This window comes from Streptomyces soli (assembly GCF_003999195.1).
Classification (GTDB): Bacteria; Actinomycetota; Actinomycetes; order Streptomycetales; family Streptomycetaceae; genus Actinacidiphila; species Actinacidiphila soli.
Genome location: NZ_RJVR01000273.1, coordinates 14,064 through 32,955, shown reverse-complemented (window position 1 = coordinate 32,955; position 18,892 = coordinate 14,064). Strand labels below are relative to the sequence as shown.

21 protein-coding genes are annotated in these 18,892 nt (G+C 70.2%); 13 read left to right on the top strand and 8 right to left on the bottom strand.

Going from position 1 to position 18,892, the window contains the following annotated elements:
• The 5 genes from EFK10_RS29665 to EFK10_RS29645 form a co-directional block, all read left to right on the top strand.
• Nucleotides 1-303, top strand: a 303-nt coding sequence (locus tag EFK10_RS29665) for a 2-oxo-4-hydroxy-4-carboxy-5-ureidoimidazoline decarboxylase (protein WP_322973427.1), incomplete at its 5' end; no start/stop codon positions are given.
• Between the two features lie 180 nt (nt 304-483).
• Complete coding sequence (gene sdhC, locus EFK10_RS29660; protein WP_127358730.1) at nt 484-864, top strand: succinate dehydrogenase, cytochrome b556 subunit; 381 nt, start codon at nt 484-486, stop codon at nt 862-864.
• A 4-nt stretch (nt 865-868) separates the two neighbouring features.
• Nucleotides 869-1,339: a succinate dehydrogenase hydrophobic membrane anchor subunit gene (locus tag EFK10_RS29655; protein ID WP_127358729.1), complete on the top strand. Its 471-nt coding sequence runs from the start codon at nt 869-871 to the stop codon at nt 1,337-1,339.
• 29 nt (nt 1,340-1,368) lie between these two features.
• A complete protein-coding gene (sdhA, locus tag EFK10_RS29650) occupies nt 1,369-3,123 on the top strand; it encodes a succinate dehydrogenase flavoprotein subunit (protein WP_127358728.1) in 1,755 nt (584 codons plus the stop codon).
• Nucleotides 3,123-3,896, top strand: a complete 774-nt coding sequence (locus EFK10_RS29645; protein ID WP_127358727.1) for a succinate dehydrogenase iron-sulfur subunit — start codon at nt 3,123-3,125, stop codon at nt 3,894-3,896. The genes sdhA and EFK10_RS29645 overlap by 1 nt, the downstream gene beginning before the upstream one ends.
• Before the next feature lie 178 nt (nt 3,897-4,074).
• Here the strand turns inward: EFK10_RS29645 and EFK10_RS29640 are convergent, their stop codons facing one another.
• Complete coding sequence (locus EFK10_RS29640) at nt 4,075-5,058, bottom strand: hypothetical protein (RefSeq protein ID WP_127358726.1); 984 nt, start codon at nt 5,056-5,058, stop codon at nt 4,075-4,077.
• Between the two features lie 377 nt (nt 5,059-5,435).
• Here EFK10_RS29640 and EFK10_RS29635 point away from each other — a divergent pair, with 377 nt between their 5' ends.
• Nucleotides 5,436-6,089 carry a PhzF family phenazine biosynthesis protein gene (locus EFK10_RS29635; RefSeq protein WP_127358725.1) on the top strand — a complete coding sequence of 218 codons (654 nt, stop codon included), beginning with the start codon at nt 5,436-5,438 and terminating at the stop codon, nt 6,087-6,089.
• 55 nt (nt 6,090-6,144) lie between these two features.
• Nucleotides 6,145-7,290 (top strand): D-alanyl-D-alanine carboxypeptidase family protein, encoded by a 1,146-nt coding sequence (locus tag EFK10_RS29630; RefSeq protein WP_240677552.1) that lies wholly within the window; start codon nt 6,145-6,147, stop codon nt 7,288-7,290.
• Nucleotides 7,291-7,303: 13 nt separating this feature from the next.
• On the opposite strand, the gene EFK10_RS29625 is transcribed toward EFK10_RS29630, so the two are convergent.
• The 3 genes from EFK10_RS29625 to EFK10_RS29615 all read right to left on the bottom strand — a co-directional run bounded on the left by EFK10_RS29625 (nt 7,304) and on the right by EFK10_RS29615 (nt 10,175).
• Entirely contained in the window at nt 7,304-7,732 is a 429-nt protein-coding gene (locus EFK10_RS29625) for a DUF4234 domain-containing protein (protein WP_127358723.1), read from the bottom strand.
• Between the two features lie 227 nt (nt 7,733-7,959).
• Nucleotides 7,960-9,480 carry a sensor histidine kinase gene (locus EFK10_RS29620; protein ID WP_240677551.1) on the bottom strand — a complete coding sequence of 507 codons (1,521 nt, stop codon included), beginning with the start codon at nt 9,478-9,480 and terminating at the stop codon, nt 7,960-7,962.
• Nucleotides 9,477-10,175 carry a response regulator transcription factor gene (locus tag EFK10_RS29615; protein ID WP_164836197.1) on the bottom strand — a complete coding sequence of 233 codons (699 nt, stop codon included), beginning with the start codon at nt 10,173-10,175 and terminating at the stop codon, nt 9,477-9,479. Before EFK10_RS29615 ends, EFK10_RS29620 begins: the two co-directional genes overlap by 4 nt.
• A 144-nt stretch (nt 10,176-10,319) precedes the next feature.
• On the opposite strand from EFK10_RS29615, the gene EFK10_RS29610 reads away from it, so the two are divergent.
• The 4 genes from EFK10_RS29610 (at nt 10,320) to EFK10_RS29595 (ending at nt 14,228) form a co-directional block, all read left to right on the top strand.
• Nucleotides 10,320-12,518, top strand: coding sequence for an MMPL family transporter (locus EFK10_RS29610; RefSeq protein ID WP_240677550.1), 2,199 nt, complete (start codon nt 10,320-10,322; stop codon nt 12,516-12,518).
• 139 nt (nt 12,519-12,657) lie between these two features.
• Complete coding sequence (locus EFK10_RS29605; RefSeq protein WP_127358722.1) at nt 12,658-13,068, top strand: hypothetical protein; 411 nt, start codon at nt 12,658-12,660, stop codon at nt 13,066-13,068.
• Nucleotides 13,065-13,469: a thiol-disulfide oxidoreductase DCC family protein gene (locus tag EFK10_RS29600; RefSeq protein WP_127358721.1), complete on the top strand. Its 405-nt coding sequence runs from the start codon at nt 13,065-13,067 to the stop codon at nt 13,467-13,469. The genes EFK10_RS29605 and EFK10_RS29600 overlap by 4 nt, the downstream gene beginning before the upstream one ends.
• A gap of 9 nt (nt 13,470-13,478) precedes the next feature.
• On the top strand, nt 13,479-14,228 hold the full coding sequence (locus EFK10_RS29595; RefSeq protein WP_240677549.1) for a TetR/AcrR family transcriptional regulator: 750 nt from the start codon (nt 13,479-13,481) through the stop codon (nt 14,226-14,228).
• On the opposite strand, the gene EFK10_RS29590 is transcribed toward EFK10_RS29595, so the two are convergent.
• The 3 genes from EFK10_RS29590 to EFK10_RS51055 all read right to left on the bottom strand — a co-directional run bounded on the left by EFK10_RS29590 (nt 14,159) and on the right by EFK10_RS51055 (nt 15,880).
• On the bottom strand, nt 14,159-14,365 hold the full coding sequence (locus EFK10_RS29590; protein ID WP_127358720.1) for a hypothetical protein: 207 nt from the start codon (nt 14,363-14,365) through the stop codon (nt 14,159-14,161). The genes EFK10_RS29595 and EFK10_RS29590 overlap by 70 nt on opposite strands.
• A gap of 91 nt (nt 14,366-14,456) precedes the next feature.
• Nucleotides 14,457-15,632, bottom strand: coding sequence for a metallophosphoesterase (locus EFK10_RS29585; protein WP_127358719.1), 1,176 nt, complete (start codon nt 15,630-15,632; stop codon nt 14,457-14,459).
• Nucleotides 15,629-15,880, bottom strand: a complete 252-nt coding sequence (locus tag EFK10_RS51055) for an SCO4848 family membrane protein (RefSeq protein WP_240677548.1) — start codon at nt 15,878-15,880, stop codon at nt 15,629-15,631. The genes EFK10_RS29585 and EFK10_RS51055 overlap by 4 nt, the downstream gene beginning before the upstream one ends.
• Nucleotides 15,881-16,019: 139 nt before the next feature.
• Here EFK10_RS51055 and EFK10_RS29580 point away from each other — a divergent pair, with 139 nt between their 5' ends.
• Together EFK10_RS29580 and EFK10_RS53505 are read left to right on the top strand one after the other, a co-directional pair.
• Nucleotides 16,020-17,273 (top strand): D-alanyl-D-alanine carboxypeptidase family protein, encoded by a 1,254-nt coding sequence (locus EFK10_RS29580; RefSeq protein WP_240677547.1) that lies wholly within the window; start codon nt 16,020-16,022, stop codon nt 17,271-17,273.
• Between the two features lie 118 nt (nt 17,274-17,391).
• Nucleotides 17,392-17,571, top strand: coding sequence for a hypothetical protein (locus EFK10_RS53505; protein WP_407647170.1), 180 nt, complete (start codon nt 17,392-17,394; stop codon nt 17,569-17,571).
• Here EFK10_RS53505 and EFK10_RS29575 read toward each other — a convergent pair.
• Nucleotides 17,552-18,493 (bottom strand): YihY/virulence factor BrkB family protein, encoded by a 942-nt coding sequence (locus EFK10_RS29575; RefSeq protein ID WP_127358718.1) that lies wholly within the window; start codon nt 18,491-18,493, stop codon nt 17,552-17,554. The genes EFK10_RS53505 and EFK10_RS29575 overlap by 20 nt on opposite strands.
• Between the last annotated feature and the right edge of the window lie 399 nt (nt 18,494-18,892).

Genomic DNA, 18,892 nt, shown 5'->3' with positions numbered 1-18,892 from the left:
GAGGCGCTGGCCGCCGAGGCCGCCGCCACCGCCCCGCTGCCGCCCCGGGGCGGGCTCGCGGCGCTCACCGCGCTGCGGGCCGCCCACGCCGCGTACGAGGCACGCTTTGGCCATGTCTTCGTGATGGCCCTGGACGGCGTCCACCCCGACGAGCTGCTGGACCACCTCCTGGCCGGCATCCGCGCCCGGCTCCTCCACGAGCCCGACGAGGAGCTCGCCACGGCGGCCGACCAGCTGCGCCGCGTCACCCGGGGCCGGCTCACCCGCCTGGTGGCCGGAGCCCATGCCCCGAGCCGGACGTAGGCATCAGGTTCCCTGATACGTGCACCCAACCGTGCGGGATCGATCACACCTGACGGACCCAGCGGGACGGACCCGACAAGCCGTCGCTAGGATGGTCAGGGCCGGTGGACCGTACCCGGCCGGGTCGCGACCGACACCGAAGCCGGCAGGCCCCCACCCCGCTCCCGGAGGGTTTTTTCCGTGCCGGCTGGAACGCTTTACCGCGGCCGGGAAGGCATGTGGTCATGGGTGGCTCATCGAGTCACCGGTGTCCTCATCTTCTTCTTCCTGTTCGTCCACGTCCTCGACACCGCACTCGTCCGTGTCTCCCCCGAGGATTACGACAAGGTGGTCGCCACCTACAAGCAGCCGATCGTCAGCCTGCTGGAGTACGGACTGGTCGCGGCCATCCTGTTCCACGCCCTGAACGGCCTGCGCGTCATCGCTGTCGACTTCTGGTCCAAGGGCCCGAAGTACCAGAAGCAGATGCTGTGGACCGTGATGGGAGTCTGGATCGTGCTGATGCTCGGCGCGATCTACCCCGTCCTCGGCCACGCCGCACGAGTCCTGTTCGGGAGCTGAGCACATGTCTTCGACCGACTCCGTGGAGCTGAGCGCGTCGAGCGCCGCCTTCAGCCCTGACAACCCGGCTCCGGTCATCGAGCCGCCGCGTGCCCGCACCAAGCGCACCCCGCGCGTCACCCGGACCAACTTCGAGCTGTACGGCTGGCTGTTCATGCGCCTGTCCGGCATCGTGCTCGTCGTGCTGGTCCTGGGCCACCTGCTGATCCAGCTCGTGCTGGACGGCGGCGTGACCAAGGTCGGCTTCGCCTTCGTGGCGGGCCGCTGGGCCTCGCCGTTCTGGCAGGGCTGGGACCTGATCATGCTGTGGCTCGCCATGCTGCACGGCGGCAACGGCCTGCGTACCGTGATCAACGACTACGCCGAGCGGGCGAACACCCGGTTCTGGCTCAAGACGCTGCTGTTCACGGCGACAGCGTTCACCATCCTGCTCGGCACGTTGGTGATCTTCACCTTCGACCCGAACATCCGCTAAGCCAGGGCTGGGACAGGGAAGCGACCCTCATGCAGATCCACAAGTACGACACCGTCATCGTCGGCGCCGGCGGCGCCGGCATGCGCGCGGCCATCGAGTCGACCAAGCGCAGCCGCACCGCCGTGCTGACGAAGCTCTACCCCACGCGCTCCCACACCGGCGCCGCCCAGGGCGGCATGGCCGCCGCCCTCGCGAACGTCGAGGAGGACAACTGGGAGTGGCACACCTTCGACACGATCAAGGGCGGTGACTACCTGGTCGACCAGGACGCCGCCGAGATCCTCGCGAAGGAGGCCATCGACGCGGTCCTCGACCTGGAGAAGATGGGCCTGCCGTTCAACCGGACGCCGCAGGGCACCATCGACCAGCGCCGCTTCGGCGGGCACACCCGCAACCACGGCGAGGCCGCCGTGCGCCGCTCGTGCTACGCCTCGGACCGCACCGGCCACATGATCCTCCAGACGCTGTACCAGAACTGCGTCAAGGAGGGCGTGGAGTTCTTCAACGAGTTCTACGTCCTTGACCTGCTGCTGGCCGAGGTCGACGGGGTCCAGAAGACCGCCGGCGTCGTCGCCTACGAACTGGCCACCGGCGAGATCCACGTCTTCCAGGCCAAGGCCGTCATCTTCGCCTCCGGCGGCACCGGCAAGTTCTTCAAGGTGACCTCCAACGCGCACACCCTGACCGGTGACGGCCAGGCGGTCGCGTACCGGCGCGGGCTGCCGCTGGAGGACATGGAGTTCTTCCAGTTCCACCCGACGGGCATCTGGCGCATGGGCATCCTGCTGACGGAGGGCGCCCGCGGTGAGGGCGGCATCCTCCGCAACAAGGACGGCGAGCGCTTCATGGAGAAGTACGCGCCCGTCATGAAGGACCTCGCGTCGCGTGACGTCGTCTCGCGCGCCATCTACACCGAGATCCGCGAGGGCCGTGGCTGCGGTCCCGAGGGCGACCACGTCTACCTCGACCTCACCCACCTCCCGCCGGAGCAGCTCGACGCCAAGCTCCCGGACATCACCGAGTTCGCGCGTACGTACCTCGGCATCGAGCCCTACACGGACCCGATCCCGATCCAGCCGACCGCGCACTACGCCATGGGCGGCATCCCGACCAACGTCGAGGGTGAGGTCCTGTCCGACAACACCACCGTCGTCCCCGGCCTGTACGCCGCCGGCGAGGTCGCGTGCGTGTCCGTGCACGGCGCCAACCGCCTCGGCACCAACTCGCTGCTCGACATCAACGTCTTCGGGCGTCGCGCCGGCATCGCCGCCGCCGAGTACTCCGCCACGACGGACTACGTCCAGCTCCCGGAGGACCCGGCCTCGGTCGTCGTGGCGCAGGTCGAGGGTCTGCGCAACTCCACCGGCAAGGAGCGGGTCTCCGAGATCCGCAACGCGCTGCAGGAGTGCATGGACAAGAACGTGATGGTCTTCCGCACCGAGCAGACCATCAAGGAAGCGGTCGAGGAGATCGCCCACCTGCGCGAGCGCTACAAGAACGTCTCCGTGCAGGACAAGGGCAAGCGGTTCAACACCGACCTCCTCGAAGCCATCGAGCTGGGCAACCTGCTCGACCTTGCCGAGGTCATGGCCATCTCCGCCCTGGCGCGCAAGGAGTCCCGCGGCGGTCACTACCGCGAGGACTACCCGAACCGCGACGACATCAACTTCATGCGGCACACCATGGCGTACCGCGAGGTGGGAGCCGACGGCACCGAGTCGATCCGACTCGACTACAAGCCGGTCGTGCAGACCCGCTACCAGCCGATGGAGCGTAAGTACTGATGAGCACCCCGACGCTTGAGAAGCACAGCGACGCACTGGACGCCGCCGAGTCCGGCGCCTCCCACCTGATCACCGTCACGCTGCGGATCCGCCGCTTCAACTCCGAGGTCTCGGACGAGGCGAACTGGATCGACTACCAGCTCGACATCGATCCCAAGGAGCGTGTCCTCGACGCCCTCCACAAGGTCAAGTGGGAGATCGACGGCACCCTGACCTTCCGTCGCTCCTGCGCCCATGGCATCTGCGGCTCCGACGCCATGCGCATCAACGGCCGCAACCGCCTCGCGTGCAAGACCCTGATCAAGGACATCAACCCCGAGAAGCCCATCACCGTCGAGCCCATCAAGGGCCTGACCGTGCTCAAGGACCTCGTGGTCGACATGGACCCCTTCTTCCAGGCCTACCGCGACGTCATGCCCTTCCTCATCACCAAGGGCAACGAACCCACCCGCGAGCGCCTCCAGTCCCCCGAGGACCGCGAGCGCTTCGACGACACCACCAAGTGCATCCTCTGCGCCGCCTGCACCTCCTCGTGCCCGGTGTTCTGGAACGACGGCCAGTATTTCGGCCCGGCGGCGATCGTCAACGCCCACCGCTTCATCTTCGACTCCCGCGACGAGGGCGGCGAGCAGCGGCTGGAGATCCTCAACGACAAGGACGGCGTCTGGCGCTGCCGTACGACCTTCAACTGCACGGACGCCTGCCCGCGCGGCATCGAGGTCACCAAGGCCATCCAGGAAGTCAAGCGCGCCCTCATCACGCGCCGCTTCTGATTTCTGACGCGCCTCTCGCACTGCTCGGCCCCAGGGGGCTCTCCCCCAGCCTTCGGCCGGGGGGACCCCCACTCAGGCTTCGAGGCGCTGCGCCGGACTCTGTCCGGCTGTGGTGGCTGATGCCGTCGGACCCACGAGGGCCCCGCCTCCCGGCAACGGGAGGCGGGGCCCTCGTCCGTCACACCTCCAGCGCGCGGCGGACCTGCTTCAGCGTCACCTTGTGGTCCACGCACCCGGCCAGCCGGGCCAGCTCCACTCGCCCCGCACCCCCCTCCAGCCGGGCCAGCGCATGCACTCCGGCGCCGGCCACGCCGGCCTTGACCGGTGCATGCTCCACCAGCGCGCCCAGCACCCGGGCCGTCTCCGCGTGGGGCGGGAGCAGGGGCATCAGCCAGGCGAGGCCGATTATGACGTGGACGTTGTACGAGTCGTACCCGCCATCGCACTGCCCACCGCCCTGCGCGGCCGTCGCCAGCCACGGCGTGACCCTGCGGCGGACCGCCTCAGCGCCGATTCCGTCGATGCGCCCCGCGGCCTCCCGCTCCCACCGCCGCGTCGGTCGCCCCGCCTTGGGGGCCACCAGATACGCGACCAGGTCCCGCCAGCGCTCCCCCAGCACGGGCAGCTCGGCGAGAATACGGTCCGCCCAGGGCTCACCCGGGTTCAACAGCGGCTCCGCCAACCGGTCCAGCAGCAGTCCGGCCCAACCGAGCCCCTGCCCCGCCGATCTGCGCAACAGCCCCACCACCTCCCAGGACAGTCCGCGCCCGGCATTGAGCACGGCCTCCGCCACGGCGGGCACTTCGTCGCTGGTCCCCGTCGAATACCAGTGCCTGGCCCGGTCCTCCAACATCCGGACCCAGTAGTCGCACCAGGCCTCCTCCACGAACCCGTCCGCCACCAGGGCGAGGAGCACCACGGCTCGTTCACGCTGATCCGGCCCACCACCCGGCGAGTTGTGGTGGCCGACCAACCGATCCGCCAACGCCCGGCGCGGCTCCTCCGGCATGGCCCGCAGCCGCGACGCAACCCCATAGCCCTCATGCCAGTCCTGCGCCCTCAGCATCAGCACGTCGACCAGCCGCCCGACATCGCCCTCGTCGGCGAGCCTGCCGATCGCGGCGATCCTGGCCTCGTCTTCCCAAGGCGATACGTCGTACATGGCCGCGGAGCCTAGGGGGCGGCACCGACACTCACCCGTTCGGAGGAAATCCGATCGGATGAACCTTTCTTCGAATGCGTACGAAACCCCAGCTCAGTATGGTCGCCGGTGTCGCTCGTGGCTGGTCTGACGGGCCCCCACACTGGGGAAGGAGGTACTTCGATGTCCCGCACATGCGCGGTGACCCCGAACATCTTTCCGCCCACGGTCACCGCCCCGGCAGGCTCACGCCCCTCCGGCAGGACGAGGTACGCCTCGGGTCCATCCCCTTCGGTGAGTGGAATCCACTGCCTCGTCATCGCGTCCTCTACGGCCATTCGACCAACCCCCGGTGAGTACCGACCCCGAGAAGTCCAGAGCGCTGGTTGGATGGCGATATGGCTGATCTTCACGAAGTGCTGCGGGTGTTCATCGGGCCGGACGGCAGCGGCGGCAACGAGCTGGGAGTCCTACGGGACGGGGCGGCGGTGCCGTCACGGGAGGGGCGGCAGGCGTTGGCGGCTGAACTCGGGTTCAGTGAGACGGTGTTCGTGGATGACGCGGCGGACGGGGCGGTGGACATCTATACGCCGTCCGTGAGGCTGGGGTTCGCGGGGTATCCGCTGGTGGGGGTGGGGTGGTTGCTGGGGGTGGAGGCGCTGCGGGTGGAGGCGGGGGTCGTACGGACGTGGCAGGAGGGGGAGGTGCGGTGGATCCGGGCGAGGCCGGAGTGGGGGACGGGAAAGCGGACAGAGCGGTATGGGTCGGTGGCGGAGGTGGAGGGGCTGGGGGTGCCGGAGGGGGGCCGGTGGAGGTATGCGTGGGCATGGGCGGATGAGGAGGCGGGGCGGGTGCGGGCGCGGGGGTTTCCGGGGCGGGGGGACGGGATCGCGGAGGACGAGGCGACGGGGGCGGCGGCGCTGGTGCTGACCGGGGAGCTGGGGCGCGGCCTGGATATTCGGCAGGGGGTGGGGTCGCAGATCCTGACGCGGATGAACGCGGACGGGACGGTGGAGATCGGAGGGCGGGTGACCCGGGTCGGTCGTACATAGCTCCGGCTTGTAGTTTCTGTTGTCGATGCGCGAGACACCATCCACCTCCCCTGCCATGTCGCGACGATCCGTACTCGGAGTCGCGCTCGCCGCTGCATTGCTGCCTGTCGGATCGGCGGCGGCGGCGGGGAGATCGACGGTCGGCGGTGAGTTGCTCGGCCGGTCTGGCACCCAGGTCCGAAGGAAGAGCGGGGCGCCCGCGCTGCCGGTGACGAATTCGGCGGCGTGGGTGGTGGCGGACGCGGACAGCGGAGAGGTGCTGGCGGCGCACAACGCGCATGAGCAGCTGCCGCCGGCGAGCACGTTGAAGATGCTGTTCGCGGATACCGTGCTGCCGAAGTTCCGGAAGACGCGGAAGCACACCGTGGTGGACGCAGACCTCGCCGGGATGGGGGCGGGCAGCAGCCTGGTGGGGATTGAGCGCGGGATGACGTACACGGTGGAGCAGTTGTGGCTCGGGGTGTTCCTGCGGTCGGGCAATGACGCGGTACATGTGCTGTGCGCGATGAACGGCGGGGTGGACCGGACGGTGCGCGAGATGCGGACCCGGGCCACGGAGCTGCAGGCCAACGACACGCACGTGGTGAGCCCGGACGGTTACGACACCGCGGGGCAGGTGTCGTCGGCGTACGACCTGACGCTGTTCGCGCGGGCGGGGCTCAAGAACGACGACTTCCGCCAGTACTGCTCGACCGAGGTGGCGGACTTCCCGGCCGGGGGCGGCAAGACGTTCCAGATCCAGAACACTGATCGGCTGCTGGGCAACTACCGCGGCCTGATCGGGGTGAAGAACGGCTATACGACGAACGCCGGCAACACCTTCACCGGTGCTGCCGAGCGCGGCGGCCGGACGCTGCTGGTGACCGTCATGCACCCGACGTCGGGCTACGACGAGGTGTACCGGGAGGCGGCCGCCCTGCTCGACTGGGGCTTCGGGGCGGCGGGGAACGTCGAGGCGGTGGGCGAACTGGTGCCGCCGCTGAGCGAGGCGAGCCCGTCGGCGAGCGCGTCGGCGGACCCCGGATCCGGAGGCGCCACGAAGACGGCATCGGCGGCCGGCGCCGGGCGTTCGTGGCTCGGGGCGGGCTCCACGGCGGCCCTGGTCACGCTGGTTGCCGGGGCCACCCTGGCGCTGCGGCGGCATCCGAAGCCGGCGCGGGGAAGGCGGGCGGCGGACGGCGGCGGACGGCGCAGGAAGTAGCGGGCGGAGGGGATCAGTTGCGGGCGACCCAGACCTGGTTGAGGTGGGCCTGGTAGTAGCAGGGCGTGAGCCCGGCCAGGCCCAGGCCGACGCCGGTGAGGCCGGACGCGGTGCCGTGGAGCCCGGCGCGGCGTTGGGCCTGGGCTATGCGGCAGCCGGTGTTGTAGAGCGAGGCGACGGCCGGGATCACGACGATCGCACCGACGGACACGGCCAGGACCGCGAGGGCCGGCCGGACCTTGATCTCGGGGTCGAAGTCGCGCAGCTCCTGGTTGGCGCGGTAGTACCAGAGGAGCCAGTAGAGGCCGAGGGTGGCGACGCCGAGCAGCCAGACGGCGACCGGACGGCGCAGTTCCCCGGACGGGGTCGCCAGGCCCGCTCGCGGGGAGAGCGCGTACGTCCCCACGCCCATGACCGCGGTGTAGCGCGCTTCATCGAACATCCTGCCCCCCAGGTGTACGTACTTGTCGAACACTCAAACGCATAGCCAATTTCGCGGACAGCCTGGCCCCGGCTGCCGCGACGGCATTTCGCATCAAAGAGAATGCAAAGGTAGCCCCTGGATCTACGCGTGTCAGCAGGGGCCCGTACACAGGTTTCGGACAGTTTGCCCGGCGCGAGGACGCTGCCCCGCGCACTGGGGGTGCGGCGGGGCAGCGTGTGCGGATCCTATGACGATTGAGTGTTCAAGGTGTGCGCTTTGCCCGGATCCGGGACCTCGTGATCCGGGACCTCGTTGTTCGCGGCGACAGGCAGCGTCACCCGCACCGTCAGCCCGGCGCCCGGCGCTGTCTCGACGGCGACGGCGCCGTCGTGGGCGTGGATGACGGCTTCGACGATGGACATGCCGAGGCCGCTGCCGCCGGTGGCGCGGGCGCGGTCGGGGTCGGCGCGGAAGAAGCGGTCGAAGACGCGGGAGGCGTCCTCCTCACGCATGCCGGGGCCGGTGTCGGTGATGCTGAGCACGGCGTCGCCGGACCGGCTCAGGAGGCCGACCGTGACGGGGGATTCGGCGGGGGTGTGGACACGTACGTTGCTGAGCAGATTGCCGACGACCTGGCGCAGCTTGGCCTCGTCGCCGCGCACCTCGACCGGGCCGTCGCCCGGGCAGGTCACGCTGACCGGCCGCTGCGGCTGCTGTGCGCGCAGGTCGGCGACTCCGTCGTGGACGAGTTCCCGGAGGTCGACGGCGCGCAGCCACAGGGCGGGGCGGTGCTCCATGCGGGCCAGGGATAGGAGTTCGTCGACGAGGCGGCTCATCCGCTCGGACTCGGCGGCGACGCGCGTCAGGGCGCGCTCGCTCTCCTCGGCGTCGAGCATGCACTTCTGGTAGAGCTCCAGATAGCCGCGCACCGTGGCGAGCGGGGTGCGCAGTTCGTGGGAGGCGTCGGCGACGAACTGCCGGAGCCGGGCGGCGGCGTCCTCGCTGGTGAGGAGGGCCTGTTCGATCTGGTGGAGCATGGTGTTGAGGGCGACGCTGAGCTGGTCGACCTCGGCGCTGGCCTTGTCGGCCTCGGGGACGCGCCGGGACAGCTCGCCGCCGGCGATGGCGCTCGCGGTTTCGACCATCTGCTCCAGGGGCCGCAGCCGCCGCCGTACGGCCCGCAGGGATCCGGTGGCCAGCAGCCCGAGCAGGAGGATGCCGACCACCGCCTCGACGATGAAGAGGTGGAAGACCGCCCTGATCACGCCGTTGAGCCGCATGCCCTTGACGACCATGCTGCCGTCGTCGAGGCGCGCGACGGCGACCCGGTAGTAGTCGCCGCCGGTGCTCACGGTGGCGGCGTCGCCGGACGTGGCGAGGGCGCCCGGGTTCGAGATGGCCCCGGTCAGCCGGGCGCGCTCTGCGGTGGCCGGCACGGCCTGGCCCAGGCAGGCGTCGATGGTCCGGCCGTGCGGGTCGAGGATGACGAAAAGGTCCTGGTCGAAGGCCGTGATCGTGTCACGGTTCGTGCTGGAGCTCTCCACGAGCCCGGCCGTCGTGCACAGCCTCCGCAGGCTGTCGGCGGTGAGCGAGGTCCGCTCGAGGCCGGCCTGCGAGGCGTGCAGCGAGTCGTCGATCTCGCCGACCAGCAGGGTGTACATGCCGACCAGGCTCGCGATCCCGGCCAGCACCAGCCCGGTCGCCAGCAGGGCCACGTTGGCGAGGGTGATGCGCCCGCGCAGCGTCCGCGGATGCCACCGGCTCACGCCCGCACCGCGCGGAGTCCGTAGCCGATGCCGCGCTTGGTCTCGATCAGCGGCGGGCCGAGGTGGTCGAGTTTGCGCCGCAGGTAGCTGATGTACGTCTCCAGGACGGTCGACTCGACGTCGAAGTCGTAGCTCCACACGTCCTGCAGCAGTTGCTCCTTGGTGACGATCCGCCCGGCGTTGCGCAGCAGCTGCCGCAGCAGGTTGTACTCGGTCGGCGTGAGGTCCACCGGTTCGCCGCCGCGCCGGACGCTGTACGTGGCCTCGTCCATCTCCAGGTCGCCGTGGCGCAGTACGGGGTCGGGGACGGTGTTCCGCCGGGTGCGGCGCAGCACGGCCTGGACGCGGGCCACCACCTCGTCGACGCCGAAGGGCTTGGTGATGTAGTCGTCGCCGCCGAGCGCGAGTCCGGCGACGACGTCGCGTGGGGCGTCCCGCGCGGTGACGAAAATCACGGCCAGCTCGTCGGGAAACGTACGCTCCGCCCGCAAAGTGCGGCAGACCTCCCAGCCGTTGCCGTCGGGCAGCATGACGTCGAGCAGCACCAGATCGGGCCGGTGTTCGCGTGCAGCGGCCAGGGCCTCGCGGCCGGTGGCGGCGGTGTGGACGGCGAATCCGTGGAATTTCAGAGTGATCCTGAGGATGTCCGCGATGCTCGGCTCATCCTCGACGATCAGGACCGTGGCGCTCTCCATGGCTCCAGTATCGGCGTCGCGGTCCCGGGCGCCGGGCGCCGGAACTTTGGAGTTCCTTGAGAGATCCCCGACCCGCTTGGCGGAACCTTGTCCGTCCACGGAGGCTGATGGCATACCTCTGATATCGATGAAGGAGCTGTGGCCGTGGCCGCTTTGGCGCGATGGTGCTACCGGCACAAATGGTTGGTGGTACTGCTCTGGGTGGTCGCCCTGGTGGGGGTCGGTGCCGCCAGCAACACCATGGGCAGCAACTACGCCAACGTCTTCCAGCTGCCCGGCACCGAGTCCGCCAAGGTGCTGACCCTGATGGACAAGGCGTTCCCCAAGAGCTCCGGTGAGGCCGACAGTGTTGTCTGGCACACCGACAGCGGCTCGGTGAACGACGCGGCGGTCAAGGACGAGATGACGGCGACGCTGGCGAAGATCGCCAAGCTCCCCGACGTCGGCTCGGTCGCGAGTCCGTACGCGCCTGCGGGCGCCACCAAGATCAGCCAGGACGGCCGCACCGCGTACGCCACCGTCACCTGGAGCAAGCTCGGCAACGAGCTGAGCGTCGATCAGGTGAACAAGTTCATCGACACCGCGCAGGCAGCGGACGGCAAGGGCCTCGACGTCGAGGTCGGCGGCCAGGCGGTGCAGCAGGCGGAGCAGCCGCCGATGGGTCTGAGCGAGCTGGTGGGCATCGCCGCCGCCGCGCTCGTGCTCTACCTGGCCTTCGGCTCGCTCTTCGGCATGCTGCTGCCGATCCTCACCGCGATCTTCGGCGTCGGTACGTCGGTGTCCGCGATCGCGGTGCTCAGCCACGCCATCGACCTCGGCGACATCGCACCGACCCTGGCCTCGCTGGTCGGACTGGGTGTGGGCATCGACTACGCCCTGTTCATCGTCACCCGGCACCGCAAGGGCATCCTGCGCGGCCTTTCCCCGGAGGAGGCCGCCGTCAAGGCGGTCAACACCTCGGGGCGGGCGGTGCTGTTCGCGGGCGGAACGGTGTGCATAGCGCTGCTCGGCATGTTCGCGGTGGGCTTGACCTTCCTCAACGGTCTGGCGATCGGCGCCTCACTGACGGTCATCGTCACCGTCACGGCCTCCGTCACCCTGCTGCCCGCGATGCTCGGCGTCCTCGGGCCGCGGGTGCTCAGCCGTCGCCAGCGGCGCCGGCTCGCCCAACACGGCCCGGAGAGCGAGGAGGCGACCGGCGCCGCCGCCCGCTGGTCCGGCTTCGTCCAGCGGCACCCGCGTGTGCTCGCCGTCGTCGCGGTCGCGGTGATGGCAGTGATCGCCATCCCGACGCTCTCGCTGCGCCTCGGCTCGTCCGACCAGGGCAACAACCAGTCGACGACGACCACCCGCAAGGCGTACGACATGCTGGCCGCCGGCTTCGGCCCCGGCTTCAACGGCCCGCTGACGATCCTCGCCGAAGTCCCCAACGGCGCGGCCGACGTGAAGGCCCTGGACGGCCTGGTCGCCGACATCCGTACGCAGAAGGGCGTGGCCGCCGTCAGCGCGATGCCGCTGCAGAAGGGCGCCACGGTCGCCGTGGTGCAGGTCGTACCGACCACCTCACCGCAGGCCGTCGGCACGGACGACCTGATCGACCGGCTGCGCGGCGAGGTGATCCCGGCTGCCGAAAAGGGCAGCACCATGCAGGCGTACGTCGGCGGGCAGACGGCGATCTTCAAGGACTTCGCCCACGTCATCACCGGCAAACTCCCGCTCTTCATCGGGGTGATCATCGCCCTGGGCTTCGTGCTGCTGCTGCTCGCCTTCCGTAGTCTCGTCGTCCCGCTCACCGCGGCGGCGATGAACCTGATCGCGGCGGCCGCCTCCTTCGGCCTCCTGGTCGCGGCCTTCCAGTGGGGTTGGGGCGGCGATCCGCTCAGCGCGGGGCGGGCCGGGCCGATCGACTCCTTCATCCCGGTGATCATGCTGTCGCTGCTCTTCGGGCTCTCGATGGACTACCAGGTCTTCCTGGTCAGCCGCATGCACGAGGAGTGGGTGCACACCCGGGACAACGCCCGCGCCGTGCGGGTCGGCCTCGCCGAGACCAGCCGGGTGATCAACTCGGCCGCCGTCATCATGATCTGCGTCTTCGGCGCCTTCGTCCTCATGGGCCAGCGCGCGACGGCCATGTTCGGCGTGGGCCTGGCGGGCGCGGTCGCGCTCGACGCCTTCATCCTGCGTACGGTCCTGGTCCCGTCCCTGATGCACCTGTTCGGCTCCTCCAACTGGTGGCTGCCGGGCTGGCTCGACAAGCGGCTGCCGCACCTTGCGGTCGAGCCCGCCGACGAGGACGAATCCGCCGAGCCCCCGGCCAAGGAGTTGGTCCCTTCGCGCGACTGATCCGAGAATTTCCTGAAGCCCCCTCAAGGCCCCGTTCCGTGTCCACGGAACGGGGCCTTGAACATGTTCAAAAATGGGTCTACAGTCAGTCCCGCAATGAGTTTTGAACACGTTCAACTTCACCGACAGGGGTGGACCCATGGACCTCACGGTCGTCACATACGTCATCTACCTGGTCATCAGCGTCGCGCTGACCATCTGGGTGGCCCGCACCCTCAGCCAGAGCGGCAAGGTCTTCCTCGCCGACGTCATGCACGGCAACGAGAAGCTGGCCGACGCCGTCAACCACCTCCTGGTGGTCGGCTTCTACCTCGTCAACCTCGGCTTCGTCGCGCTCTACCTGAAGTCGGCGGACGTGGTCGAGGACTCGCGCGGCCTCTTCGAGGAGCTGTCGGTCAAGATCGGCGTCGTCCTGCTCGTCCTCGGCGGGATGCACCTCGCCAATGTCTACGTCCTCAACAAGATCCGCCGCCGGGGCGTCATGGACCGCGAGCAGATCCCGCCGGTCGCGCCGCAGGGCTGGACCCCGCCGGCCCAGCCCGCCCGATGACCACGGCAGCGCCGGTCAACCGGCTGACCGTGCTGTACGACGAGAACTGCTCGCTCTGCTCCTTCGTACGGGGCTGGCTCGCCCGGCAGCCCCAACTGGTCCCCCTCGACCTGGTCCCGGCCGGGTCCGAGGAGGCCCGGCGCAGGTTCCCGAGCCTGGACCATGCAGCGACGCAGGCCGAGATCACGGTGGTCGGCGACGCGGGGCACGTCTACTGGGGCGAGGCGGCCTGGCTGGTCTGCCTCTGGGCTCTGGCCGAGTACCGGCCCATGGCGCACCGGCTCAGCACCAAGGCCGGTGCCCCGCTGGCCCGGGCGGCGGTGCTGGTGGCGGCGAAGTACCGGGAGACCACCGCGAGCAAGCCACAGGCCTGCGCCGGTGGCTGCGAACCGCCCCGTTAGGCTCACGACGTGGAAGACGCGACGCCGGCCAAGAAGAGCGAGCAGACCCGGACCCTCATCCTGGAGACCGCGATGCGGCTCTTCGAGGAGCGGGGCTACGACAAGACGACGATGCGCGCCATCGCCAAGGAGGCCGGGGTCTCGGTCGGCAACGCGTACTACTACTTCGACAGCAAGGAACACCTCGTCCAGGGCTTCTACGACCGTCTCGCCGCCGAGCACCAGGCGGCGGTCCGCGAAGTCCTGGACAACGGCGAACGCGATCTGGCCGCCCGGCTGCTCGGGGTCATGAATGCCTGGCTCGACGTGTCGGAGCCGTACCACCGGTTCGCCGTCCAGTTCTTCAAGAACGCCGCCGACCCCGAGAGCCCGCTCAGCCCCTTCTCACCCGACTCGCACCGGGCCCGGGACGCCGCCATCGCGGTCCACGAGGAGGTGCTGTCCGGCTCCGGCGTGAAGGTCGACGCCGAACTCGCTGGGATCCTCCCCGAGTTGATGTGGATGTACCAGATGGGCGTGGTCCTCTTCTGGGTCTACGACCGCTCCCCCGGCTCCGAGCGCACCCGTCGCCTCGTCGCCCGCACCGCCCCGCTTGCCGCCCGGCTGACCGCGCTGTCCCGCTACCGGATCCTGCGGCCCATCGCCCGCGAGGTCAGGGGGGCGCTGGCGGAGTTCCTCCACTTCCGCGATCAGCCCTCCGCCTCCGGGGACAGCAGCGGCAGCAGCGGCAGCAGCGGCAGCAGCGGCAGCACCAGGTGAACCGCCCAGGCGCGGCGGCCCAAATCGTCGGCGAGCCAGTGCCACGCCGCCATGAACGGCTCGTGTTCGGCCCCGCCGCTCGCGAAGCTCCGTACGCACGCGCGCATCCAGTCCATGGCCTGCGCGGCCGTCGCCATGACGCAGCGTTCCGGCGGATGACCGACCGCTCCTTCAGCGCGGCGCGCCCCCGGGATGTCACACCCCCGGTCCGCGGGGAGCGGTTTCCGGTCAGGTTTTGAGGGACCCGAGGGTGACGATCGTGATGTCCGAGGGCGCCCCCACGCGGACCGGCGGTCCCCAGGCGCCGGCGCCCCGGGTCACGTAGAGCTGGGTGTCGCCGTAGCGCTCCAGGCCCGCGACGGTCGGATTGGCCAGCGCGGCAACGTAGTTGCCGGGCCAGAGCTGGCCGCCGTGGGTGTGCCCGGACAGCTGGAGGTCGACGCCGTGCTTGACCGCCTCGTGGATCATCACCGGCTGGTGGGCGAGCAGCACGGCGGCGCGGGTGCGGTCCCGGTCATCCAGCGCCTTGACGTAGTCGGGGGCTTCGCCGTGGCTCGCGCCGGCGATGTCGTTGACCCCGGCGAGGTCGAAGCCCGCGCCGATCTCGACCCGGGCGTTCTCCAGGGGGTGCACGCCCAGTTCGCGTACGAAGTCCACCCACTGGTCGGCGCCCGAGAAGTACTCGTGGTTCCCGGTGACGAAGTACGAGCCGTCGCGCGCCCTGAGCTGTGCCAGCGGCTCCGCCGCCGGGCCGAGTTCGGGCACGCTGCCGTCCACCAGGTCGCCGACGATCGCCACCAGGTCGGGGCGGGCGCCGTTGATCGTGTCCACGATCCGCTGCGTGTGCGCCCGGCCCAGGATCGGGCCCAGGTGGATGTCGCTCACCACCGCGATCCGGTAACCGTCGGCCTTGGCGGGCAACTTCGCCAGCGGCACGGACACGTACTTCAGCCGCGGCCCGCGCAGCACGCCGTACGTCCCGTAGCCGACGGTCGCCGTCGCGGCTGCGGCGGCGCCGATCGCGACCGTACGAGCGACGAAGAGCCGGCGGCTGGGCTCGGCGGACGGCTCCGGTTCCAACTCTGCCTGCGGCTCCTTCGTCGGCAAGGCCCGGCGCAGCAGCGGCCGTACGGCCTCGCCCACCACCAGCGCCAGGATCAGATAGAGCAGCGCCGCCAGCCACAGATACCCCGGCCAGGCAAGCCACCGCTCCTCCGCCAGCGGCAGCAGCCGCCCGCCGAGCAGCGCGCCCAGGCTCAGCAGCGGCAGGACGACGGTGAGCACCGTCCCCGTGCGCCGCCACCGGCCGCGCGGCGCGGACACGTCACGGACCAGTCGCTTCCATACGTACCAGTGCACACCGCCGAAGACCGCGAGGACGACCGGGATGATCGCGAAGATCACGCCGCCTCGCTACGCAGCGCCCGCAGGCCGCGCAGCCCGAGCACGCCGATCGCGGTGCCGAGGAGGAAGGAGACGATGGCGAGGGTGAGATGGATCCAGAAGTACGCGGTCGGCGAGCCGTGGTCGCCGTGCGCGAAGGCCAGCCCGCTCGTGTCCTTCCACAGGTTCTTGACGAACGTCGTCCATACCACCCAGCTCCACACGCCGAAGGCGACGAGGAACCAGGACACGCGGCGGCTGAGCTTCATGCCTCCAGTATGAGCAGGCCCGTCTCCACGACAGCCACGGGGGCGGATGGTTGCGTTCCGGGGGGCGTGGGACTGCTCACGGCCAAGATCCGCCCCCACCGCTGCCGGATTCTCAGTTCGGCCCTGTACGTTCTCCCCCGTGCCCATACCTCTTCGCGCCGCGCGCCGTCCTGCCCTGGCCCTGTCCGCCCTCGCACTCACCTGCGGGACCGCTCTGGCCACCGCCCCCGCCGCGTACGCGAAGAGCCCCTCCCCGACGCCGACTCCGCCGGCCTCCATGTCGACCGTCGGCGGCGCGGCCCTCGGCAAACCGGGCACCCAGGCCATCCTCCAGCCCGGCGCCCCCGCCCTCCCGAAGAAGATCACGGCCCGGTCGTGGATCATCTCCGACGCCGAGAGCGGCGAGGTGCTCGCCTCGCACAACGCCCACTGGAAGCTCCCCCCTGCCAGCACCCTCAAGATGCTGTTCGCGGACACGGTTCTGCCGAAGTTCGACAAGACGCAGACCCACAAGGTCGTCACCTCCGACTTCGACGGCATAGGAGAGGGCAGCAGTCTCGTCGGCATCAAGGAAGGTCTGACCTACACCGTCAAGGACCTCTGGCTCGGCGTCTTCCTCCGCTCCGGCAACGACGCCGTCCACGTCCTGTCCGCAATGAACGGCGGCGTCGACGAGACCGTCCAGGAGATGCAGCGCAAGGCCGAGGACCTCCAGGCGAACGACACCACGGTCATCTCCCCCGACGGCTACGACATGCCGGGCCAGCAGTCGTCCGCGTACGACCTGTCGCTCTTCGCCCGCGAGGGCCTGCAGAACGCCGACTTCCGCGAGTACTGCTCCACCGTCCGCACCCAGTTCCCCGGCGACTGGAACAAGGCCAAGAAGGGGAAGAAGAGGACCCGGTCGACCTTCGAGATACAGAACACCGACCGCCTCCTCGTCGGCGACTACTCCCTCACCCCCTACAAGGGCCTCGCCGGCGTCAAGAACGGCTACACCAGCAAGGCCGGCAACACCTTCACCGGCGTGGCCCAGCGCGGCAACCGGACCCTCCTGGTCACGGTCATGCATCCGGCCTCCGGACACGACAAGGTCTATGACGAGGCCGCCCAGCTCCTCGACTGGGGCTTCAATGCCTCCGCCTCCGGCAAGGTCACCCCCGTCGGCACGCTCGTCGCCCCCAAGTCCGCCCAGGCCGCCGCCTCCGCCTCCGCCGCCGCGTCCCCCTCCGCCTCCGGCAATCCCGCCTCCGCTACGTCCGTCTCCGCCGACTCCACCACCGGCGGCATGTGGATCGCCCTCGCCGTCGCCGTCGGCTCCATGGCCGTCGTCGCCGCCATCGGCTTGCTCGTACGGAGGCGCTGGCCGCTGCCCGGAGGCCGCAGCTACTGACGGCCTACGGGTCGCGAGGCGGCCTCGGCACACTCGCCTTCACCCGGTAGCCCGGTCGGCCGCCCCCGCCGGCACCTGGAGCCCGAAGTCGACGGAGTGGGCCACGTGCGCCCAGCGCCTGTCCTCGGCGGCGCACGACATCGCCGAGACGATCACCGCCGCGCTCCCGGAGCTCCGCTACGAGGACGCCCGCGACCTCGTCACCACGGCCATGGCCCTGGCGCAGTCGCTGTGGCAGATCACCCACCCGCCCCGGACCCGCCGAGCTCTACCGCTGATCACCGCCCGGGCGCGGTGAGGGGCAGTTCGGCGGCCGCCGGCTTCTCGCGCGCCCGGCGGCGCTCGCGTGTCTGCTCGTACGCCTGGATCCCTCCGATGTGCTGGGTGGCCGTCCAGGAGGCGCAGTACAGGAGCAGCTTGGCGATGAAGTTGATCCACAGGAGCAGGGCGATGGGGACGCCGAAGGCGCCGTACATGCTCTTGGTGGCGACGCCCTGCATGTAGCCGCTGAGCAGGATCTTGAGGAGCTCGAAGCCGACGGCGCCGATGAGGCCGGCGATGAGGACGGCGCGGCGGGCCGGGGTGACGCGGGGCAGCCAGGTGAGGAGGTAGGTGATGAGGACGAAGTCGACCACGACGGCGATGCAGAAGCCGACGGCGGCGAGCAGGACGCGCCCGGGGCCGTGGTCGGAGAGGCCGAGGTGGCGGGCGGCCCAGCCTACGGCGGAGGTGGCGAAGGCCGAGCAGGCGGCGGAGACGAGGGCGACGGCGCCGAGGCCGATGAGTACGCCGGCGTCGGCGAGCTTCTGGAGGAAGGGGTTGGCGGGCTCGTTGTCCTTGGCCCAGACGGCGCGGAGGCAGTCGCGCAGGGAGCCGACCCAGCCGATGCCGGTGACGACGAGCAGGACACCGGCGATGACGCCGACCGTGCCGGCGTTGGTCACCAGGCCGTTGATGTCGAGCTGGTTGGCGATGCCCGGGACCTGCTCGCTGAGCTTGGACTCCAGTTGCTTCAGCTGCCCGGGGGTCAGCAGGGCCGCGCCGACCGCCGCGCCCACGGTGAGCAGCGGGAAGAGCGCGACGAAGCTGGTGAAGGTGATGGCGGCGGCGAGCCGGGTCCAGTGCACGCTGTCCAGGTGCTCGAACGCGCGCCAGGCGTGGGTCCGCATGAGCCGCGTCGCCCAGGGCCCGATCACCGGGAGCCGTGTCAGCCAGTCCATACGTCGCGCCTACCCTCTGTCACGACGTGCACTCTAGGGTCTGTCCGGCCGATCTCCGTGGGAGAAGGAGCGGGGCATGGCCTCTGCGATCGCAAGGCGGTGGGGGCACTCCCCCAGCCTTCGGCCGGTGGGGGTCCTCCCCCCGGCGAAGCCAGGGGGAGGACCCCCACCCAGCCGCCAGGCTGGGGGACGTCGTCGACCGACGACAACGCCGCGAGCGCTGGTGCCAGGCCCCGCGACGCCGCGAAGACCGGCCGGACAGGCCCTAGCGGCGCGGGCGGTCCACGACCGACTGCCCCGGCGGCCCAGAGCCTGTCGGATGACCTTCGATCGGAGAGCGGACGCGGTCTGGTGCGTGCGATTCCAAGGCGCTGGGGGCACCTCCCAGCCGCCAGGCTG

Bases quoted from the DNA above. Each gene is read 5' to 3' on its own strand.
- EFK10_RS29655 (WP_127358729.1), top strand. From the start codon at position 869: ATGTCTTCGACCGACTCCGTGGAGCTGAGCGCGTCGAGCGCCGCCTTC.
- sdhA (WP_127358728.1), top strand. From the start codon at position 1,369: ATGCAGATCCACAAGTACGACACCGTCATCGTCGGCGCCGGCGGCGCC.
- EFK10_RS29645 (WP_127358727.1), top strand. From the start codon at position 3,123: ATGAGCACCCCGACGCTTGAGAAGCACAGCGACGCACTGGACGCCGCC.
- EFK10_RS29640 (WP_127358726.1), bottom strand. From the start codon at position 5,058: ATGTACGACGTATCGCCTTGGGAAGACGAGGCCAGGATCGCCGCGATC.
- EFK10_RS29635 (WP_127358725.1), top strand. From the start codon at position 5,436: ATGGCTGATCTTCACGAAGTGCTGCGGGTGTTCATCGGGCCGGACGGC.
- EFK10_RS29630 (WP_240677552.1), top strand. From the start codon at position 6,145: ATGTCGCGACGATCCGTACTCGGAGTCGCGCTCGCCGCTGCATTGCTG.
- EFK10_RS29625 (WP_127358723.1), bottom strand. From the start codon at position 7,732: ATGTTCGATGAAGCGCGCTACACCGCGGTCATGGGCGTGGGGACGTAC.
- EFK10_RS29615 (WP_164836197.1), bottom strand. From the start codon at position 10,175: ATGGAGAGCGCCACGGTCCTGATCGTCGAGGATGAGCCGAGCATCGCG.
- EFK10_RS29605 (WP_127358722.1), top strand. From the start codon at position 12,658: ATGGACCTCACGGTCGTCACATACGTCATCTACCTGGTCATCAGCGTC.
- EFK10_RS29600 (WP_127358721.1), top strand. From the start codon at position 13,065: ATGACCACGGCAGCGCCGGTCAACCGGCTGACCGTGCTGTACGACGAG.
- EFK10_RS29590 (WP_127358720.1), bottom strand. From the start codon at position 14,365: ATGGCGACGGCCGCGCAGGCCATGGACTGGATGCGCGCGTGCGTACGG.
- EFK10_RS51055 (WP_240677548.1), bottom strand. From the start codon at position 15,880: ATGAAGCTCAGCCGCCGCGTGTCCTGGTTCCTCGTCGCCTTCGGCGTG.
- EFK10_RS29575 (WP_127358718.1), bottom strand. From the start codon at position 18,493: ATGGACTGGCTGACACGGCTCCCGGTGATCGGGCCCTGGGCGACGCGG.